This window comes from Microcystis wesenbergii NRERC-220, assembly GCF_032027425.1.
Taxonomy (GTDB): domain Bacteria; phylum Cyanobacteriota; class Cyanobacteriia; order Cyanobacteriales; family Microcystaceae; genus Microcystis; species Microcystis wesenbergii_A.
Genome location: NZ_JAVSJA010000001.1, coordinates 187011 through 205145, shown reverse-complemented (window position 1 = coordinate 205145; position 18135 = coordinate 187011). Strand labels below are relative to the sequence as shown.

General features: G+C 44.7%; 20 protein-coding genes and 1 tRNA gene. 9 read left to right on the top strand and 12 right to left on the bottom strand.

Going from position 1 to position 18135, the window contains the following annotated elements:
• Positions 1-35 precede the first annotated feature (35 nt).
• Positions 36-109 (bottom strand) — tRNA-Asp (locus RAM70_RS00990).
• Positions 110-327: 218 nt separating this feature from the next.
• Between RAM70_RS00990 and RAM70_RS00985 the strand changes: the two genes are divergently transcribed.
• Together RAM70_RS00985 and RAM70_RS00980 are read left to right on the top strand one after the other, a co-directional pair.
• The gene (locus RAM70_RS00985; protein WP_002761575.1) at positions 328-543 is read left to right on the top strand and encodes a hypothetical protein; all 216 of its coding nucleotides are present in this window, start codon (positions 328-330) and stop codon (positions 541-543) included.
• A 23-nt stretch (positions 544-566) separates the two neighbouring features.
• Positions 567-1079 (top strand): TolB family protein, encoded by a 513-nt coding sequence (locus RAM70_RS00980; protein WP_002782737.1) that lies wholly within the window; start codon positions 567-569, stop codon positions 1077-1079.
• 7 nt (positions 1080-1086) lie between these two features.
• On the opposite strand, the gene RAM70_RS00975 is transcribed toward RAM70_RS00980, so the two are convergent.
• Positions 1087-2430 carry a DUF3370 domain-containing protein gene (locus RAM70_RS00975; RefSeq protein WP_312671977.1) on the bottom strand — a complete coding sequence of 448 codons (1344 nt, stop codon included), beginning with the start codon at positions 2428-2430 and terminating at the stop codon, positions 1087-1089.
• A gap of 435 nt (positions 2431-2865) precedes the next feature.
• Here RAM70_RS00975 and moaA point away from each other — a divergent pair, with 435 nt between their 5' ends.
• Positions 2866-3855 (top strand): GTP 3',8-cyclase MoaA, encoded by a 990-nt coding sequence (gene moaA, locus RAM70_RS00970; protein WP_045360174.1) that lies wholly within the window; start codon positions 2866-2868, stop codon positions 3853-3855.
• Between the two features lie 4 nt (positions 3856-3859).
• Here the strand turns inward: moaA and RAM70_RS00965 are convergent, their stop codons facing one another.
• The 4 genes from RAM70_RS00965 to RAM70_RS00950 all read right to left on the bottom strand — a co-directional run bounded on the left by RAM70_RS00965 (position 3860) and on the right by RAM70_RS00950 (position 5624).
• Positions 3860-4045, bottom strand: a complete 186-nt coding sequence (locus RAM70_RS00965) for a PCP reductase family protein (RefSeq protein ID WP_002771508.1) — start codon at positions 4043-4045, stop codon at positions 3860-3862.
• Positions 4046-4146: 101 nt separating this feature from the next.
• The gene (locus RAM70_RS00960; RefSeq protein ID WP_312671976.1) at positions 4147-4734 is read right to left on the bottom strand and encodes a Uma2 family endonuclease; all 588 of its coding nucleotides are present in this window, start codon (positions 4732-4734) and stop codon (positions 4147-4149) included.
• Positions 4735-4814: 80 nt separating this feature from the next.
• Positions 4815-4961 carry a PCP reductase family protein gene (locus RAM70_RS00955; RefSeq protein WP_072925897.1) on the bottom strand — a complete coding sequence of 49 codons (147 nt, stop codon included), beginning with the start codon at positions 4959-4961 and terminating at the stop codon, positions 4815-4817.
• Between the two features lie 75 nt (positions 4962-5036).
• Entirely contained in the window at positions 5037-5624 is a 588-nt protein-coding gene (locus tag RAM70_RS00950; protein ID WP_312671975.1) for a Uma2 family endonuclease, read from the bottom strand.
• Between the two features lie 225 nt (positions 5625-5849).
• Here RAM70_RS00950 and ftsY point away from each other — a divergent pair, with 225 nt between their 5' ends.
• The 4 genes from ftsY (at position 5850) to RAM70_RS00930 (ending at position 10041) form a co-directional block, all read left to right on the top strand.
• Positions 5850-7205 carry a signal recognition particle-docking protein FtsY gene (ftsY, locus tag RAM70_RS00945; protein ID WP_288001181.1) on the top strand — a complete coding sequence of 452 codons (1356 nt, stop codon included), beginning with the start codon at positions 5850-5852 and terminating at the stop codon, positions 7203-7205.
• Positions 7206-7299: 94 nt separating this feature from the next.
• Positions 7300-8100 (top strand): metal ABC transporter ATP-binding protein, encoded by an 801-nt coding sequence (locus RAM70_RS00940; protein ID WP_045360179.1) that lies wholly within the window; start codon positions 7300-7302, stop codon positions 8098-8100.
• A gap of 39 nt (positions 8101-8139) precedes the next feature.
• A complete protein-coding gene (locus tag RAM70_RS00935; RefSeq protein ID WP_002751775.1) occupies positions 8140-8556 on the top strand; it encodes a DUF3119 family protein in 417 nt (138 codons plus the stop codon).
• Between the two features lie 201 nt (positions 8557-8757).
• Complete coding sequence (locus tag RAM70_RS00930; RefSeq protein WP_312671974.1) at positions 8758-10041, top strand: DUF3086 domain-containing protein; 1284 nt, start codon at positions 8758-8760, stop codon at positions 10039-10041.
• A 4-nt stretch (positions 10042-10045) separates the two neighbouring features.
• Here the strand turns inward: RAM70_RS00930 and RAM70_RS00925 are convergent, their stop codons facing one another.
• Positions 10046-11131 (bottom strand): class I SAM-dependent methyltransferase, encoded by a 1086-nt coding sequence (locus RAM70_RS00925; RefSeq protein WP_190380955.1) that lies wholly within the window; start codon positions 11129-11131, stop codon positions 10046-10048.
• A 269-nt stretch (positions 11132-11400) separates the two neighbouring features.
• Between RAM70_RS00925 and aqpZ the strand changes: the two genes are divergently transcribed.
• Positions 11401-12162 carry an aquaporin Z gene (aqpZ, locus tag RAM70_RS00920; protein ID WP_238707244.1) on the top strand — a complete coding sequence of 254 codons (762 nt, stop codon included), beginning with the start codon at positions 11401-11403 and terminating at the stop codon, positions 12160-12162.
• 37 nt (positions 12163-12199) lie between these two features.
• On the opposite strand, the gene tsaE is transcribed toward aqpZ, so the two are convergent.
• On the bottom strand, positions 12200-12670 hold the full coding sequence (gene tsaE / locus RAM70_RS00915; protein WP_190380953.1) for a tRNA (adenosine(37)-N6)-threonylcarbamoyltransferase complex ATPase subunit type 1 TsaE: 471 nt from the start codon (positions 12668-12670) through the stop codon (positions 12200-12202).
• A gap of 476 nt (positions 12671-13146) precedes the next feature.
• Between tsaE and RAM70_RS00910 the strand changes: the two genes are divergently transcribed.
• Positions 13147-14346: a lipid-A-disaccharide synthase-related protein gene (locus RAM70_RS00910; RefSeq protein ID WP_312671973.1), complete on the top strand. Its 1200-nt coding sequence runs from the start codon at positions 13147-13149 to the stop codon at positions 14344-14346.
• On the opposite strand, the gene RAM70_RS00905 is transcribed toward RAM70_RS00910, so the two are convergent.
• From RAM70_RS00905 to RAM70_RS00890, 4 genes are all read right to left on the bottom strand, one after another.
• Positions 14343-15923 (bottom strand): glycoside hydrolase family 3 N-terminal domain-containing protein, encoded by a 1581-nt coding sequence (locus RAM70_RS00905; protein ID WP_190380951.1) that lies wholly within the window; start codon positions 15921-15923, stop codon positions 14343-14345. The genes RAM70_RS00910 and RAM70_RS00905 overlap by 4 nt on opposite strands.
• A 232-nt stretch (positions 15924-16155) precedes the next feature.
• A complete protein-coding gene (gene rbfA, locus RAM70_RS00900; protein ID WP_002751761.1) occupies positions 16156-16548 on the bottom strand; it encodes a 30S ribosome-binding factor RbfA in 393 nt (130 codons plus the stop codon).
• A 41-nt stretch (positions 16549-16589) separates the two neighbouring features.
• A complete protein-coding gene (locus tag RAM70_RS00895; RefSeq protein ID WP_002737592.1) occupies positions 16590-16787 on the bottom strand; it encodes a DUF751 family protein in 198 nt (65 codons plus the stop codon).
• 142 nt (positions 16788-16929) lie between these two features.
• A complete protein-coding gene (locus RAM70_RS00890; RefSeq protein WP_045360186.1) occupies positions 16930-18135 on the bottom strand; it encodes an FtsW/RodA/SpoVE family cell cycle protein in 1206 nt (401 codons plus the stop codon).

The following is an 18135-nucleotide window of genomic DNA, read 5'->3' as shown; positions in this document are numbered from 1 at the left end:
TAACGAGTCATGGGCGACTCTAATCTAGATTTTTACGGGATTGACGGGGCTCGAACCCGCAACTTCCGCCGTGACAGGGCGGTGCTCTAACCAATTGAACTACAATCCCATTTTTGCCACATTTCTGATTGTAACTTCATCATTAGGGTTATGTCAAGCACCTCTGGGAAAATTTTTTTGAGGGAAGTGGGGAAGTGGGAAACAATTCATAACTGGGTTTTTAAAGTTGGATTGGTATCAATACTGAATTAAAGCCAAAAAATCCCCAATTAGGGATAGACCCTCTTTACAATGGGATTGTAATTAAGCTTGTTGGGAGCCTGAGCTATGACTAACCCGAATTCGATCGAACAGCTATCGCAGGAATTACTCGATCTAGACCAAGTAGATGCCGATACTGGGGCAGATTTGCGCCAAAAAGCCCAAGAAATCCTCGCTGAAACCACTATTGACCTGCCGATTCGAGAAGCGATCGCCGATAGTCTCAGTCAAGGCAATCAACTACTTACCCTCAAAACCGTCGGCAAGGAAGAAAGTTACTAGCACATTTGGGGTCAAAAGTCAAGATGAAAGAAAAAAATTTTTTTGTCTGGCTGGGGCGATTTTTGGCCTCTTTTGGGCTGTTATCGGGGATAAGTGGCTGTAATTCCCCTCTTTTGATCACTCCTCAAGTTCCCGCCGGTGGTTTAAATAGTTTTGCTCCCGATCAATTTCCCAGTTATAGTGCTGATGGTCGCTATTTAGCCTTCGCTTCCGATCGCTCCGGTCGTCGTAGTATATATTTATTCGATCTGCAAGAAAAGCGCTTAGTTAATCTCCCTAACCTAAATCGTGGCGATTCTAGCCAAGATCAGCCATCTCTAAATGCTGACGGTCGTTTAATTGCCTATATCTCCAGCGAACGCGGTAAAAGTGATGTCATGGTTTATGATCGTTCCCAGTCCCGTGCAACCCTGTTAACCGCTAACCTGCGGGGAAGCGTCCGCAATCCCACCATTAGCGGTGATGGTCGCCAAATTGCCTTTGAAACCAACCAAGACGGTCAATGGAATATTGCGATCGTTAACGGCCAATTTTAAACTTGTTCTACTCGGTCTTAATCGTTAAAACTTGCGGAGGAGTTGCATCTGGTGGATATAAAAAATTTACCTGTACTATATGCCAATCCCCGGGAGGAATAGTCAGAGTCACTAAAGATTGCCCCTCTTGTCCGCGTCTTTGGACGAGATGGAAAAATCTGCTTTGTGCCTGTCCTTGGTCATCGCTATAATTGACGGCTACTGTTCCCCGAAAAAACACTTGTGGGGCAGCCGGATCGAGAAAACGCAAACCCTGACCGATAATATTCTCTTTAATCGGTGTTTCTAGCGCAATAGTCACCGTTTTCGCCTCATCACTTCGATTAAATAGAGGTAAACTTAACCTATATTCCACACCGTAATTACCATGAGCTTGATAGGCCGTATCGGGATAGCGAACTAACATACTAGCACTTTGATTTTGTTCCGTTCCCAGTTTGCCCCCGGGTAGGGTGCTAATCCCATAGGCTATAGATTGACCAGAATCAGGAATATTTAACCATAAAGAAGCTCGATCGACCAATCGGGCTGGCCAAGCTGAACCTTGGGACACCCCCGCTACCCGTCCATAAATTATCTGTCCTTGACTATGGGGAGGAGTGGGCGCTCGATCGCGCGGAGTCGATAAATCGCCTTTTTCTAGCAAATTTTGCCACTCTGTCAGATTTGGGGGTCTTTCCTGCCCATTTTCGTCTAGGGGTGCATAAAGAGCTAAACTAGCAGCGTAGAGAAGACCGTCACTTTCCAGACGGAGATAACTGGATCTCCCGTTTAAGGGTGGAGTCAAATCGCGCACGGGAATCGCCGCATTTAAGACCATAAAACTCTCCCCCGCCGGAATAATAATCCTATCGGGAAAAATATCCTGACGCTGCCCGATTAAAATATCCCCCATTACCCGACTTCCCGGCCCGGCAAAAACCGTCCCCTGATTATTTTCCACTTGTGCAGGTAAATCGATAAAAGCTGCATCCGGTTGACTCAAATAACTGGCCCCTTGCAGAATTTTAACGGTCACGGGATTAGAACTAGGATTGTGGAGTAATATACCCAGATAAAGGGTGCGTAAATTATCGGGAAAATTCCCCCTGGCTATATGGTGGGCAAAAATATCAAAGCGTCCCTGAAAAGCATAATTTAAATGGGCCGAGGGGAAACTTTTCTCTTGGGGGGGAAAAGTCGAAAGTAAAATCCCTTCTCCTAGCAATAATTCGGGACTATTGCTATTAAAAACGGGAACTTGATCTAGTTGATTCGGTAAAGGACGCACCTGCACCGGTCGAATTATTTCTACACTAGGGGGAGTTTGGGCAATGGGTAGCAAAACAGGCAAGATCACACAAATTACCATCTCAAGATAATTAATTTTTGATCATAGCATTACTGGCTCGCTCAATTTAGATAGTATCCTGTTTGTCCATATCTAGAGGATTGGTTAATATTTCTTTTGGGTGTTAGCTGACCTTTTTAGTTAAGTAGTTGGTTATAATTAAATTAAAAATCGATTTTAGGTTCGATCCCCCCTGCCCCCCTTGATAAGGTAGGGTTGATTCATGAATCAACCCTACCCTTAATAAGGGGGGCATCTGACAACTTTTAACGCCTACCTACTTAAGTACAATCAAGAAAAATTATCAAATTTCCCAATCGTTATTGGCTCTTGCCATTGAGCAAATCTATTGTCATCATAGACTAAAATCTAGATGTAGCCGATGTCTAGATATCGATCGAGCCGGAATTGTTATGATAAATTCATGAAGTTTTATAACAGTATTTCCCCGTGAACATGAACCAAATTGACTATCTCAGGATTAGTTTAATCGATCGCTGTAACTTTCGCTGTCAGTATTGTCTGCCTGAAGATGCAGAATTGGCATCTGTTCGACCGCAAGACTTACTCACCCGGGAGGAAATTCTTACTTTAGTCAAAAATGTCTTTATTCCCCTCGGTTTCCGCAAATTTCGCCTTACTGGTGGGGAACCTCTCTTACATCCCGAAGTAGTGGAGATTGTGCGCGATATCGCCTCTTTATCTGCTACTAGCGATTTAGCCTTGACCACTAACGGCTATTTACTTGACAATTTAGCCGAAATGTTGTATGAAGCCGGACTAAGACGGATTAATATCAGTTTAGACTCCCTCGACCCCGACACTTTCGATAAAATTATCGGTAATCGCGGCCGGAGTCGTTGGCAAAAAACTTGGGCAGGTATTCAAGCAGCCCAGAGGGTGGGTTTTGACCCCTTAAAATTGAATGTGGTGGTGATTCCGGGGATAAATGAGGCAGAAGTGGAAGATTTAGCGGCTTTGACCATCGATAAGCGTTGGCACGTCCGTTTTATCGAGTTTATGCCCATCGGTAACGGTGATTTATTTCAAGAAAAAGCTTGGATTGCGAACGAGGAATTAAGGGGGCGAATTCGGGCAAAATGGGGCTTAAATGAGGGTCAAGTGCGGGGAAATGGTCCGGCCGATGTTTTTCAAATTCCGGGGGCTAAGGGTACAATCGGCTTTATCAGTCAGATGTCGGAGTGTTTTTGCGATCGCTGTAACCGCCTACGTCTCTCGGCCGATGGTTGGTTGCGTCCCTGTCTCCTCAACGAAACCGGACAAATTGACCTAAAAACTGCCCTCCGTCAGGGAATTTCGCCGGCAGAAATCAGGGAAAGAGTGCGGGAATTAATAGAACTGAAGGCAGAAATAAACTTTAAACTGCGTGATTCCGGCACATCAAGTGGCATTTATACCCGTACTATGTCCCAAATTGGCGGCTAAAAATCTACTGTCCGAATTCTACTCTCGCCTGTTCTACCATTTCCACGGTAACTCGATCGGAACCAGCATGACGAGCTAATTCTTCTATCCTTTGACGCGCTTGGGAACGAACAAAGTAGGGAATATTTTTCAGTTTTGCCTTGGCTTCTGCGGTCCATTGTAGTTGATCGGAAAAATCTAGAGCTTCCATAGATTTAACATATAGTAGTCCGTCTATTATACCAAAAAAGATTAGCTATTTTGAGATAATGAGTTTCTTGATAGCGACTCTTTTTGACCTTTCTCTTAATTTTAGGTTTCTGCTAGGTCGAAATTTACTCTTTGATATAAATCTTGAAAAGAAATCTGCCAATCTACCGACAGCAATTGTAAAACCGCATTTTCCCCCGTGACGAAATCAATTAACCATTGATCATCCTTTTGTTTAGAGTAACGTTCCACACTATAACTAGATTGTTCGATCAGAATATATTCCTGAAAAGTTGGCAAGGAACGATAGAATTTAAACTTATCCCCTCGGTCATAAGCTTGGGTGGAATTAGAGAGAACTTCGACAATAATTAAAGGATTGATCACGTTAGATTGACTATTACCTTGATAGAGAGGTTGACCTTGAATCACCATCACATCAGGATAGGTGTAAATGCTATAATCTGACAGCCATAAACGCACCGTTTCCATGTAGGTATAATAATCTTGATTATTGATAGTCAGAGGAAATCTTCGATAGAAGTTTCCAGCAATCTGATTGTGATTAGTGGTAGCTCCTACCATTGGGATAATTTCTCCTTGACGATATTCATTTTTATCTTCGGACGTTTCCTCTAGGGCGAGATATTCTTCGGGAGTATAATATTTAGTTTCGGTAGCGCTTAACATTTTTGACTCTCCTTCCTATTCTATTTTCTAGGATACAGCATTTCCCTAAAAAGAGACAAAGTTATCCTTGAGGAAGGTTATCAATTGAGTGGCTCGGAAAAGTGTATCTTAAATATCTCAGTAATCCGCTGACGCGCTTGGGAACGAACAAAGTAGGGAATATTTTTCAGTTTTGCCTTGGCTTCTGCGGTCCATTGTAGTTGATCGGAAAAATCTAGAGCTTCCATAGATTTAACATATAGTAGTCCGTTTTGAGATAATGAGTTTCTTGATAGCGACTCTTTTTGACCTTTCTCTTAATTTTAGGTTTCTGCTAGGTAAAAATTTACTCTTTGATATAAATCTTGAAAAGAAATCTGCCAATCTACCGACACCAATTGTAAAACCGCATTTTCCCCCGTGACGAAATCAATTAACCATTGATCATCCTTTTGTTTAGAGTAACGTTCCACACTATAACTAGATTGTTCAATCAGAATATATTCCTGAAAAGTTGGCAAGGAACGATAGAATTTAAACTTATCCCCTCGATCATAAGCTTGGGTGGAATTAGAGAGAACTTCGACAATAATTAAAGGATTGATCACGTTAGATTGACTATTACCTTGATAGAGAGGTTGACCTTGAATCACCATCACATCAGGATAGGTGTAAATACTATAATCTGACAGCCATAAACGCACCGTTTCCATATAGGTATAATAATCTTTATTATTGATATTTAAGGGAAAATTACGGCAAAAATTTAGACAAATCTGATTGTGATTAGTGGTGGCTCCTACCATTGGGATAATTTCTCCTTGACGATATTCATTTTTATCTTCGGACGTTTCCTCTAGGGCGAGATATTCTTCGGGAGTATAATATTTGGTTTCAGTAGCGGTTAACATTTTTGACTCTCCTTCCTATTCTATTTTCTAGGATACAGCATTTCTCTAAAAATAGATAAAGTTATGCTTGAGCAAGGCTATCAATTGAGTTACTCGCATCATATTTTTCCCGTAATCTCTGGCAAAAAATGCTGAGAAATCCATAATTAAAAATCTAACTATCAAAATTGCTCACGCCAAGGGTTAAAATAAACTAGATAAATAGTTTTATGTTTAGTTTCTCCTATGTTTAACTGGTTCCGTCGTCAGAAACTCCAACCCGAACAAGAACAAGCACCCCCCGCACCCGTAGAGGAGACCCCCAGCGAGGCAACCCCGACGACTAGCGAGGCAACCAGTCAGGAAGAGTATTTAGATTGGGCCAAAAAAGCCTTTAAAAATATTCAAGAGAAAAAAGCCACGGCCGAGGCCGTCGTGAGCGAAACCCCTGAAACATCTATTGCTGAAACAGAACCTCCGCAAGAGGAAGAACCAGTTAAAGAAGAAGAAACCGAGTATAATACCCCCGCATGGCTGAAAAAATCCGATCGCCTCGAAATTCTCAAAGAAACCGCCATCGAAACCCCCACAGAACCGGATGAGGACTTTATCTGGTCAGCCAAAGTTTTAGCCAATCAGGGACGACAAGCAGAGGACGTTTCGGAAGAAGAAATCACCTGGTTAAAAAAATTGCGTCAGGGTTTAGGCAAAACGCGCCGCAGCTTGGTCAATCAGCTTAAGGCCGTGGTCGGTCAGGGTCCCCTCAATCAAGATGCGGTGGAGGAAATCGAAGCTTTATTGCTTCAGGCTGATGTGGGGGTAGGTGCCACCGATTATATTATCACTACCCTCCAAAATAAGCTAAAACAGGAATCTTTACCCCCCGAAAAAGCGATCGAATATCTCAAAGAAATTATCCGCGAGATTTTAGATGCACCTTTAGCAAATTATAGCAACCCCGGTTTTGAGCCAGAAAAAGGTAAATTAAATATCTGGATGCTCACAGGAGTTAACGGAGTCGGTAAAACGACGACTATCGGCAAATTAGCCCATTTATCTAAACAATCTGGCTATAGCTGTATGATCGCCGCTGCCGACACCTTTCGCGCTGCTGCCGTGGAACAGGTGAAAGTTTGGGGAGAGCGATCGCAAGTCGAAGTAATTGCCAACCCGGGCAAAAATACCGACCCGGCCGCCGTGGTGTACGATGGCATCGAAGCCGCTAAATCCAGGGAGGTAGAATTACTCTTAGTGGATACGGCGGGAAGATTGCAGAATAAAAAGAACTTAATGGCAGAATTAAGCAAAATTCGCCGCATTATCGACAAAAAAGCCGAGAGTGCCGTGGTGGAATCCCTTCTAGTTCTCGATGCCACTTTAGGACAAAACGGGCTGCGACAAGCAGAGGTTTTCTCGGAAGCTGCCCAATTAAGCGGCGTGATCCTGACTAAAATCGATGGTACAGCTAAAGGGGGTGTTGCCCTTGCCGTGGCGCGTCAGCTTAACCTACCGATTCGCTTTGTTGGCGCTGGGGAAGGAATCGAGGATCTGCGGCCTTTTTCCAGTTACGAATTCGTGGAAGCTTTACTGAGTGGCGATTAATCTCACCCTAGCTATCTTTCATAATCTTTTCATGGTTGCTTCATAATTGTCTCATTTTTAGCTATGCTAGAAATGGAGACTCGGGATAACAACTATGCAAAGGACAATTACAGTTAGTCATCTAGGAGTATATTATCGCGGCGTGGAAGCCCTACGGGATATCACCCTGAAAATTTATCCAGGACGATTAACCGGTATTATCGGTCCCAACGGTGCGGGCAAAAGTACCCTGATCAAAGCCATGCTAGGATTAATTCCCGTACAACAGGGAAGCGTTAACTATCAAGGGCAATCTCTACAGCAACAACTGGATAAAGTCGCTTATGTTCCCCAAAGATCTCAAATCGACTGGACCTATCCCGTCACCGCTTGGGATGTGGTGATGATGGGGAGAGTCAGAAAAACGGGTTGGTTTCGTCCTTTTTCCCATATTAGTCGTCAACAGGCTTTAAATGCCCTAGAAAGGGTGGAAATGGCTGATTTACGCCATCGTCCCCTCGGTCAGTTGTCGGGGGGACAACAGCAAAGAGTCTTTTTAGCCAGATCTTTGGCCCAAGAAGCGGAGATTTTCTGTTTTGATGAACCTTTCGTTGGGGTAGATCAAAAAACCGAGGGGATTCTTTTTAATATCTTTGGTGAGTTAGCCCAAGAAAATAAAATTGTCATGGTGGTTAACCATGATTTAGGCGAATCTATCACCCATTTTGCTGATTTAATCCTCTTAAATAAAGAATTGATCCTCGCCGATCAACGATCTAAGGTCTTAACTGATTTTAATCTCCGGCGTGCATACGGGGGTAAAGTCTCCTTCTACGATGCCATGACACCACCAGATCATCGCCGATCGAGTCTCGATTATCTCGATCGCCTATCGAAAAACAATGCGATAAACTAGAAGCGAAGATATTTTGGCTGACCGCCGATAGGGACACCAATGACAACTATTTCCCCGCAAGAAGTAACAGGAACGATCGAACTGGCTCCTAACTATCGAATTCCCCTGTTTTTGGTAATTTTATCGCTGCCATTGCTCTTTTTACAGGTCTGGCTCGGAATAATTTTCTCCCTGTTAGGCCTATTCTTGATGTTCCAGACTACCCGCATTCGTCTCCAGTTTACCCCTACCTCCTTAGATGTCTATCTGTCCGGGCAACAAATTCGCTCCTTTCCCTACCAAGAATGGCAAAATTGGCGGATTTTCTGGAATAAAGTCCCGATACTATTTTATTTCAAAGAAATTAACAGCATTCATTTTTTGCCCATTATCTTTGACAGCGCAACCCTGAGACTCTGCCTGGAAAAATACTATCCTTTAGCAGCATCGCAAGCGATCGACTCAGAAGCGAACTAAGATTGAGATAAAATAAAATCTGGCAATTAATAGCGTCTTAAGTAGGTAGGTGTTAAAAATTGTCAGATCCCCCCGCCTATCGGCACCCCCCTTAATAAGGGGGTAAGGGGGGATCAAAGGCAAAATCTATCTTCTATTAATCAGAACCACTTACTTAATTGCCTGCCTTGGCCCTCTGTTCGCTCTGCATTTCTAAAGCCGATGAATTCAGAAGATTTTAATGTTTTACCCCTTGACAAAATGACAGACTTACCCAATGAATCTGTCGAAGAATTTAGTTTTGATGATCTCTGGAACGATCGCCCAGTAGAGAATCCCCTGCCATCGGCAATCGCCCCCGAAGGCGAATTAGTTCCCCCAGCGCAGGCGCAACCCCTGCGGGCAGAAATCGAGGCTCTAGAACGGCAAAAACAGAGCCTAGCGGCAGAAATCTCGGCATTAAAAGCGGAAAGAGAACGCTTGATCGCCGAAGAACTCGGGGATATCAAAGCTCAAATCGAAAGAATGCTCAAGGAAGGCGTAAAAGACCTAGAACAACGCAAACAGGCTTTAGAATTGGCGATCGAACAGTTAGAACGCCGTCGTGAGCGCATTCGGCAGGAAATGCGGAGTAATTTCGCCGGAGTCTCCCAGGATCTAGCCGTGCGGGTTCAGGGATTTAAAGACTATCTGGTGGGCAGTTTACAGGATTTGGCCGCGGCTGCCGAACAGTTGGAATTACCCCGTTTTGAAACCCCCGAAAAATCCCCCCGACCCGTGGAACCTCCCCTGCGGACCGAACGGGAGGAAAACCCGCGCCGATCCCGTGGCAGTCAAGGCCGGGATGATCGCGAAGAAAGTCCCCGTCCCCCCCGTACCAGTAACCAGGGCCGGGATAATTGGCAAGAACCCCGTCGTTCTAACCGTTCGGGTTATGAATCGGAACCGGTGGGGCAATCCACCCCTAGACAGGGCTTTTCTGACCAAAATCAGCGCATCCAAGCTCTTTTAGACCGTTATCGCAGTCGTCCTGATTATTACGGTCCCCCTTGGCAACTACGGCGCACTTTTGAACCAATTCACGCCGAACGGGTGCAACAGTGGTTCTTTAAACAGGGGGGACGGGGTACTGTTCGCGGTATGGGCAGCCGTCTCCAGAATATTCTGGTGGCTTCGGCAATTATCTCGATTATGGCGGAATTACAGGGCGATCGCTTCCGTTCTCTCGTTCTGGCGAATAGTCCCGAACGTTTAGGCGAATGGCGGCGCGGTCTCCAAGATTGTCTCGGCATTTCCCGCGCCGATTTTGGACCAGACCGCGGCATCGTTCTCTTTGAGTCTCCCGAAGCTTTAATCCAAAAAGCGGAACGTTTAATCGACGATAAGTATTCACCGCTCATTATCATCGATGATACCGAAGAACGACTGAATTTCGCTCTTTTACAATTCCCCTACTGGTTAGCTTTTGCCCCTGAACCTCAACAAAGTTCTAGTTATTGGTATTAACTAATTAGCCCTTGAGTATTGCGATACATTGGGCTAAAGAAGCGTTAGTTTTCACCGCTTGCGGGTTAATATGGGTGGCAGCGGCTCGATAACCTTGTTTTAAGAGAGCTGCAATTAAATCTTCCCTTTTGGGTAGATCTAATTTGCCCCTTCTCCCAATTTCCCGAAAGCTATAAAAGTAGGGAGGAAAATCGTTTTCTTCCCTCATTATTTCTAGCAATTTAACTACCTTTTTCCACTGCCATTGCTCGGCTAAATCTGCCATTTTTTCTAGATAAAAGCGATCGTGTAAACTGCCTAACCACAAGGGTCCAGTTAAGGTTAAAGGTTGCCCGTCCCCAGAACAAACTATCTTGCCTAACTTCGGCCAAGGCACTGATTGATATTCCCCGCAGCTATGACAATAACCGAGAAAACCGTAGTTATGACTATTTAATTGTCTATTAGCCGTTAACCGCACCATCACCCGATAACTTTGACCGAAAAAAAAGGAAAAAATCGGCGTAATTCCTAAACCTAACCGGGCCGATTCTAATTGCAAACCGGCGATAATTAATCTTAATCCCTGTTCGTGGGCAGCCGGATGATTGCGAGCAGATGCTCCATAATCAGCTAAACTATTTTCTAGATTATGACCCGTCAGCGTCCGTCCATCGGTATTAGTTAGATAAATTAAACCACCGATTTTAGTGGCTAAAGGAATGGCACTAAACAGAGATGCAGGAGAACCAAAAGCATCAATATCAACTAGATCGTAATGGTCTTTTTCAAGATAACATTCTAGGAGAACTTCTTGAGCAGATTTATAGGTTATTTTGCCTTTTTTCTGTTGTAATAAATTCTCTAAATTAGCTGCTAAAGTTGGCTTAATTTCTGGATTACCATCATTAACCCACAGCCAATCCGCACCACTTTCTAACCAATACCTGAGCGCTCGCACACCAGAGCCGCTCATTACTTCTAAAACGCGCAAACTGCCCCGCTCTTTTTGGGCAATTGCCGCCGCTAAAACTCCTAAATCTCGGACGATTTTACTCTCCAGTCTATAGAAAGTATTGTTGATATTAAATATCGCTTTTTCTTCCTGCATCGCTCATCTCATAATTAGCCCTCGGCGGAAAGGGTCAACCACTGCCAAAATCCATCAGACATCAAGATAGAAGATAAATCTAAAGAAAGTGTGAAATTATCAAAAATTCCCGATTTTTTTACTATTATATCCCTAAAAAGCTGATATTTTCCCCATAAGAACGGCAAATTGAAGATAAAAAAATAACTATTTTTTAATATCCTATAACAGTTTAATCCGGTTTGATGGGAGATAACCTAAAAGCAAAATCATTCAACCTTGATATAGAGATGAAAAAGTATCTAGCAGAGTTCATCGGGACGTTTTGGCTCGTTCTCGGTGGTTGCGGTAGTGCCGTTTTAGCGGCAGTATTTGTGGGTAAAGCCAAGAGTGTCGTAGATGGTGCTGATTTTAATATCCATCTGGGGATTTCTTTTGTGGGTGTGTCCCTTGCCTTCGGTTTAACCGTCCTCACTCTTGCCTACGCTTTCGGGCATATTTCGGGGGGACATTTTAATCCCGCCGTTTCCTTCGGTCTCTGGGCAGGTAAACGCTTCCCCGGTTCGGAACTACTTCCCTACATCATCGCTCAGGTTTTAGGGGCGATTTTAGCGGCGGTAATTATCTACATTATTGCCAGTGGTCAACCGAGTTTCGCTTTGGGAGGCAGCAATCCTCTGGCCACCAATGGTTACGGAGAACATTCTCCCGGTGGTTACAGTTTATTCGCCGCTTTGGTCACGGAAGTGGTCTTGACCTTCATGTTCTTAATTATCATTTTAGGTTCTACCGATCGACGCGCTCCGGCCGGTTTTGCTCCCATCGCCATTGGTTTAGGATTGACCTTAATTCACTTAATTAGCATTCCCGTGACCAATACCTCCGTTAACCCCGCTCGTAGTACTGGTGTCGCTCTTTTATGCGGTAATATGGCTCTCGTTGGTCAATTATGGTTATTCTGGATTGCTCCCATTGTGGGGGCCGTGGCGGCGGGTTTCCTCTACAATAGTTTCTTTGAAGAAACTTTAGAAGAAAGACGAGTTAGAGAATAAGTGGAAAGTTACCGCTAAAGTTTGATTGCTTCAAAAGTCAAGTGCTGATAGCGATTCCTGCGGGGTCGCTATTTTTTTCGTCCCCACCGACAAAATTGAGCAGCGCTCGTCGTCCCTGCTCACCTCGATCGAGTAAAGTAATCTCTAGATAATTTTCCGGTAAAAAAGTTAAACGTTCCGACCATTCGATCGCCACTATCCCTAAATCTACCTCGATTCCCTGCCAATAATTTTCTAGGTACAGGGCCTCGATATCTTGACCCTGCAAACGATACAAATCCAAATGATACAAAGGAAGGCGGCCTTCGCTATACTCGTTAACGAGGGTGAAGGTAGGACTAGCTATAGGCTCTTGAATGCCCAATCCTAAGCCAATTCCCTGTACTAAGGTGGTTTTTCCCGCTCCCAAATCGCCTTTTAATAAAATTACACTGCCAGAGGCCAAGGTTTGCCCCAGTTTTTCCCCTAAATTGACAGTAGCTTCTCGATCGGGTAAGTCGATAATCATTTTTTCCGCTAGGATGCCAATTAATCACTGATTTTAATATGAGTAGGTAGGCGTTAAAAGTTATCAGATGCCCCCCTTATCAAGGGGGGACTAAGGGGGGATCGGCACCCCCCTTATCAAGGGGGGCAGGGGGGATCGAACCTAAAATCCATTTTTAATTTAATTATAACCAGCTACTTAGCGATCAGAGCAGGTTTCTGACCTTCTTGGCCCTGGTGGGCTAAATCTGGTCTTTTGAGCGAGAAAAATAGAAGCAGTTAAACTCATCTCTTATCTCTTAGTCTTGCCTTTGGTCAAATGGTCGCCATCAAGACAGAGATAAGCGATCGGCGAAACCTTCCGGTAGATTAGACTAAATGGGAGTTGGTTAACTGCTTTTATAAAATTGATTGTTCCCTAACCATCAGCATTGTCTAGGGTCGAAGGGAATAAAACAACCGAAGTTTAGGACTTTAAGCCAGAAGTTAAGAAAAACAGTGAAATTATTATTTTTGAGTAATGGCCACGGTGAAGATGAGATCGCAATCCGGATTATTAAAAGACTGCAATCATCTCCCCACTGTCCGGATATTACTGCTTTACCCCTAGTGGGTAACGGTTATGCTTATACTCGTCTGGGGATTCCCCTTCTCGATCGAGGTCAAAAAATGCCCTCTGGGGGTTTTATCACTAGCGATCCCAAACAATTATGGCGAGATCTGCGGGAGGGATTATTGGGATTAACCTCCCGTCAATACCGTCTGGTCAGAAATTGGGGCCAAGAAAGGGGAAAAATTGTCGCGGTGGGAGATATCTTACCCCTTGCCCTTGCTTGGTTGAGCGGGACAGATTATGCTTTTGTGGGAACGGCTAAATCAGAATACTATCTCCGGGATGAGCAGGGATGGTTAGATAGTAGCTCGATGATCGATCGCCTCTGGGGTTCCTATTATTATCCCTGGGAACGCTGGTTAATGGCTCATCCTCGCTGTCGGGGGGTTTTTCCCCGGGATAGTTTAACTAGCAAAATTTTACAACAGTGGTCAATTGCTGTTGTCGATGGGGGTAATCCGATGATGGATGACCTTTTACCCTCGATAACGGGCGATTTTCCCCAAGATTGCCTAAATATTCTGCTACTACCCGGTTCGCGCTTTCCCGAATCTCTCCACAATTGGCAGCAAATTCTCGCAGCTGTGGCGGCCATGATCGGCCGTTTTCCCGATTACAAGCTGGAATTTTTGGCAGCGATCGCTCCTTCTCTCCCCCCGGAATCTTTTACGGCTGCTTTAACTTCCCAGGGTTGGCGAGAACAAAGCATAAATAAGTTTATTTGTCAAGAAGTATTTATAACTATTTCTCAAAGGGATTACGCCGAATATTTAGGCCGTTGCCATCTAGCGATCGCCATGGCAGGAACTGCCACGGAACAGTTCGTCGGTTTGGGTAAACCGGCGATCACAATTGCGGGATCTGGACCACAATTTACTCCCCATTTTGCCAAACTGCAACAGCGTTTATTAGGCTGTTCAATTCTCTTAGGCGATAGTGCCGAGTCAGTGCCAGACAAGTTAGAATATTTATTACAAAATCCCCCAAAGTGGCAAGAAATCGCCGTTAATGGTCGTCAGAGAATGGGATCGGCCGGTGCATCCGATCGCATTGCCCAATGGTTACTAGGCAATTTTTGCCCTTAAACGAAAGTATCGGTCTGATTTTCGCCGCTAGTGGGCCCCTCAAAAATAGTTTCTAGGGCGATTTTTTGGGCGCTTGGTTGTTGTCCGTAGCTGAAAAGATAGGGAATTTCTCCGCTTTGTTGACGAAACCACTGGAAAACGTAGGGACTACCATAAATAATCAATGCTTGAATTTGTCCGGTTTTCAGCAAAGCTTGATAGATAGCTTTTGTTTCCTCCCCTAATCCGGCACTACCCCGAAAAGGATTACCACGGATAAATACTTGTAGGAGAGTCGTTTCTGGGGAGACGAGGGACTGATTAAAGGTGCTACGGTCGATTATTTGGGTTTGATAACCCCATTGTCGGGGAATTGTCACCGCCGGACAAGAGCGATCAAGAAAGTCACAGTTGAGTAAATCATCGATAATGATTAAATTGCGGCCTTGAGTGGCTTTAATCGGTAAATTAGCGCTAACTGTTTGGGAATCTTTTAAAATATCCCTGACAATCTCTAGAGCTTGCGGTGCCGCTAAACTGCTTAAGGATTCTAAGGATGGCTGTCTTTGCCCTAATTTCTCTTTTGCTCGTTGAATACGCTGCCAAGAATCATTAATTCTGGCTTCGCTAATTGTACCCGCTTGCACGGCACTATACACCGCTTCGATCGCTTCGATCGGATCGGGAGGCATTAACAGTATATCGGCCCCCGCCTGTACCGCCCTCACTGCTAGGGCGGCAGCGCTGGCAATTTTGGTCACTCCTCCCATAATCAGGGCATCGGTGACGATTAAACCCTGAAAACCGAGATTTTGGCGCAGTTTTTCCCCGAGAATTTTCGAGGAAAGAGTGGCGGGAAACTCGGCATCCCAAGCGGGAATTAACAGATGGCCTGACATAATACTATCAACCCCCGACTCGATCGCCGCTTGAAAGGGCGGCAATTCGATCGCTTCTAGGCGATGATGATCGTGGTTGATGATAGGAAGATCAAGATGGGAGTCATTGCTGGTGTCACCGTGGCCGGGAAAATGTTTGGCCGTGGTCAAAACTGGATAGGAATCGGCCCCTAAAATAAAAGCTTGAGCTAGATTAGCGACGATTTCGGGAGTTTCAGCGAAGGAACGAATATTGATAACGGGATTGTCGGGATTATTGTTCACATCGACAATTGGGGCTAAAATCCAGTTAATCCCGATCGCTAGGGCCTCCTTAGCGGTAATTGCTCCCATTTCCCTAGCATATTCTGTGGCTTTTGTCAAGCTTTTTTCGGCTATTTTTCCTAAAGCCATTGGGGGGGGAAACCAAGTGGCGCCGGAAAACCTTTGGCCGACCCCCTCCTCGATATCGGCGGCGATGAGGAGAGGATTATCGCTGGACCAACTTTGTAATTGTTGGCTGCGGAAAGCGATTTCGGCGGCGCTGCCTCCTAATAGAATCACCCCACCGAGGTGGAGGGTTTCTAACCAATGTTTCAGGGTGGCGTTGACGGGTTCCCAAGCAGGATAGCGGATTTGTTGGTCAAAGAGATAGCCGGAAGCGCGGACTACTATCATCTGACCAATACGTTCTTTTAGGGATAAAATGCGATCGCTCACTATTCAGTTATCAGTTATCAGTTATCAGTTATCAGTTATCAGTTTCTGAAGGCAAGAGGCAACAGACAAGAGGCAAAAGGCAGAATCTGGCAATTCTCCTAGCTAAAAAGAAAGTTAGAAACTAAGCACATCAGAGATTTTAGCCTAACCAATTAGGTTTTAGTTTCTGGAAATTTATCAGGTTTAAGTTTTAAGTTGCCAGTTTTGCCTAAATTTAGTTATCCTCTACTGTTCACTGGTCACTGATAGCGGAATCGTCATCTTCTGGGGGTCGATCGCTTTTAATATGATCAAGAAGGTGTAACATTCGATCGCCGCGTTCGAGGGAAGAATCTTCTAGGAAGACCACTTCGGGGGTACGTCTGAGACGGATGCGTTGACCCAGTTCACGCCGGACGAATCCCGCGGCCGCTTTTAACCCGGCCATAGTTTCGGCCTTTGCATCTTTGTTGCCGTAGATAGACACAAAAATTCTAGCGTGTTGCAGGTCGTGGGAGAGATCCACATCGGTAACGCTAACCATACCAGCACCGACGCGATCATCTTTAATTTCCATTAATAACATTTGGCTGACCTCGCGCTTAATTAGCGAGGACACGCGAGATACTCGACGGTCGTTAGCCATAATTTTTGTCCCCTAAAAACAGCGAAACCCTTACCATTGTATCAAGCTAATCCGAGCATGGCTTTGAGGGTGAAATAAAGAAAGGCGAAAGTTCCCCCCAGAAAGCCCACAAGTGCGATCGCTGTGAGGGGATTTTTTAATAAAGGGGCTAACCAGCCGAAAAAGGCGAAGAAAATCCCTAAACTAAAGCTAATCAGATAGCGGGGGTAACGGCTCACGTTATCAAAAAAGTCGCCCATAAATTTTGTTTATTATCTTTGTCCGTAAGCAATTATAGCAGTAAGCTCCGATGCTGCCACGCCCCCCGATTAACGGGACTTATCCCATTTTTCTTTAATTACCTAAGCAAAAGCGTCAATTCATTGTGCAGAGATTCAACGATTAGAATCCATCTTTTGAAAAAGATGGAGACTTCAAAGAGACAGTTTTCTGAGGACTTTTTCTGCTAGTGGGAACTAGATCGGGGTCATTTTCTTCCCTAGCCACCCGGATTAAGAGGGCTGCTAAAAAGAGACTAGCTAAACTGGAACTGCCGCCATAACTAAAGAGAGGGAAAGGTAAGCCGGTAGTGGGTAAAGAACCAGTGGCCACACCGATATTTAACAGGGATTGACCGATTAAAATTACCATCGCCCCGATCGCCACTAATTTTTTGATGCGATGACGACATTTAACCGCCACAATCAGAGCGAGAGTAGCGTAGATAAATAGCATGATTAACAGTAAAATACCGCCAATAAAACCAAATTCCTCGCCAAAGACAGCGAAAATAAAATCCGTATCCGGGAAGGGTAGATAAAATAATTTTTGTTGGGATAAACCGTAACCGCTGCCGGTGGTTCCGCCAGAACCGATCGCCAGTAAACTCTGCACTAATTGATAACCATCACCCCGGGGATCCTGCCAGGGGTCTAAGAAAGATAAAATCCGTTTTCTCTGGTATTCGCGGAAAGTAACACTAACCACGGCCATAGTTACACCCAGTAAAGCGCTGCTGGTCATGTAGGATAAAGGCAGACCAGAGGCAAGAGCGATCAGCCAGAGAGTTATACCACACAGAGCAGTGGTACTCAAGTTAGGTTGTAAGAGGATGCCCGCTAGAATTAGCCCGAAAATAGCGATCCAAGTTAACCGTTGATTGACATTTAAACGCGGCCAACCACCGAAAACCGCCGCCCCTTGCAGGACGAGAAACGGTTTCATAAATTCCGACGGTTGCAAGAGAATCGGCCCGATTTTAATCCAACGGGTGGCTCCGTTGATATTCGCTCCCAAACCAGGGATGAGAGTGATCAAAATTAATCCTAAAACTAATAAAATCATCCAGGGTGCGATTTTGAGCAGATTCTCGATCGGCAATCGCACCAGGAAATTAAAGCCAATTAAGCCAATCCAAAGCCAGATTAATTGGCGGATAAAATAGTATAGTCCGTTATCAAAGCGACTGTCAGCCAGAGCGTAGGAAGCCGAAAAAAGCACGACTAACCCGACTGACAGCCACAAAAAAGTCATCCAGCGCAATAATCGCGCTTCGGCTGACCAGTTTTTCACATCGGGGTCAAAAATAGGAATAATATATTGCCACAC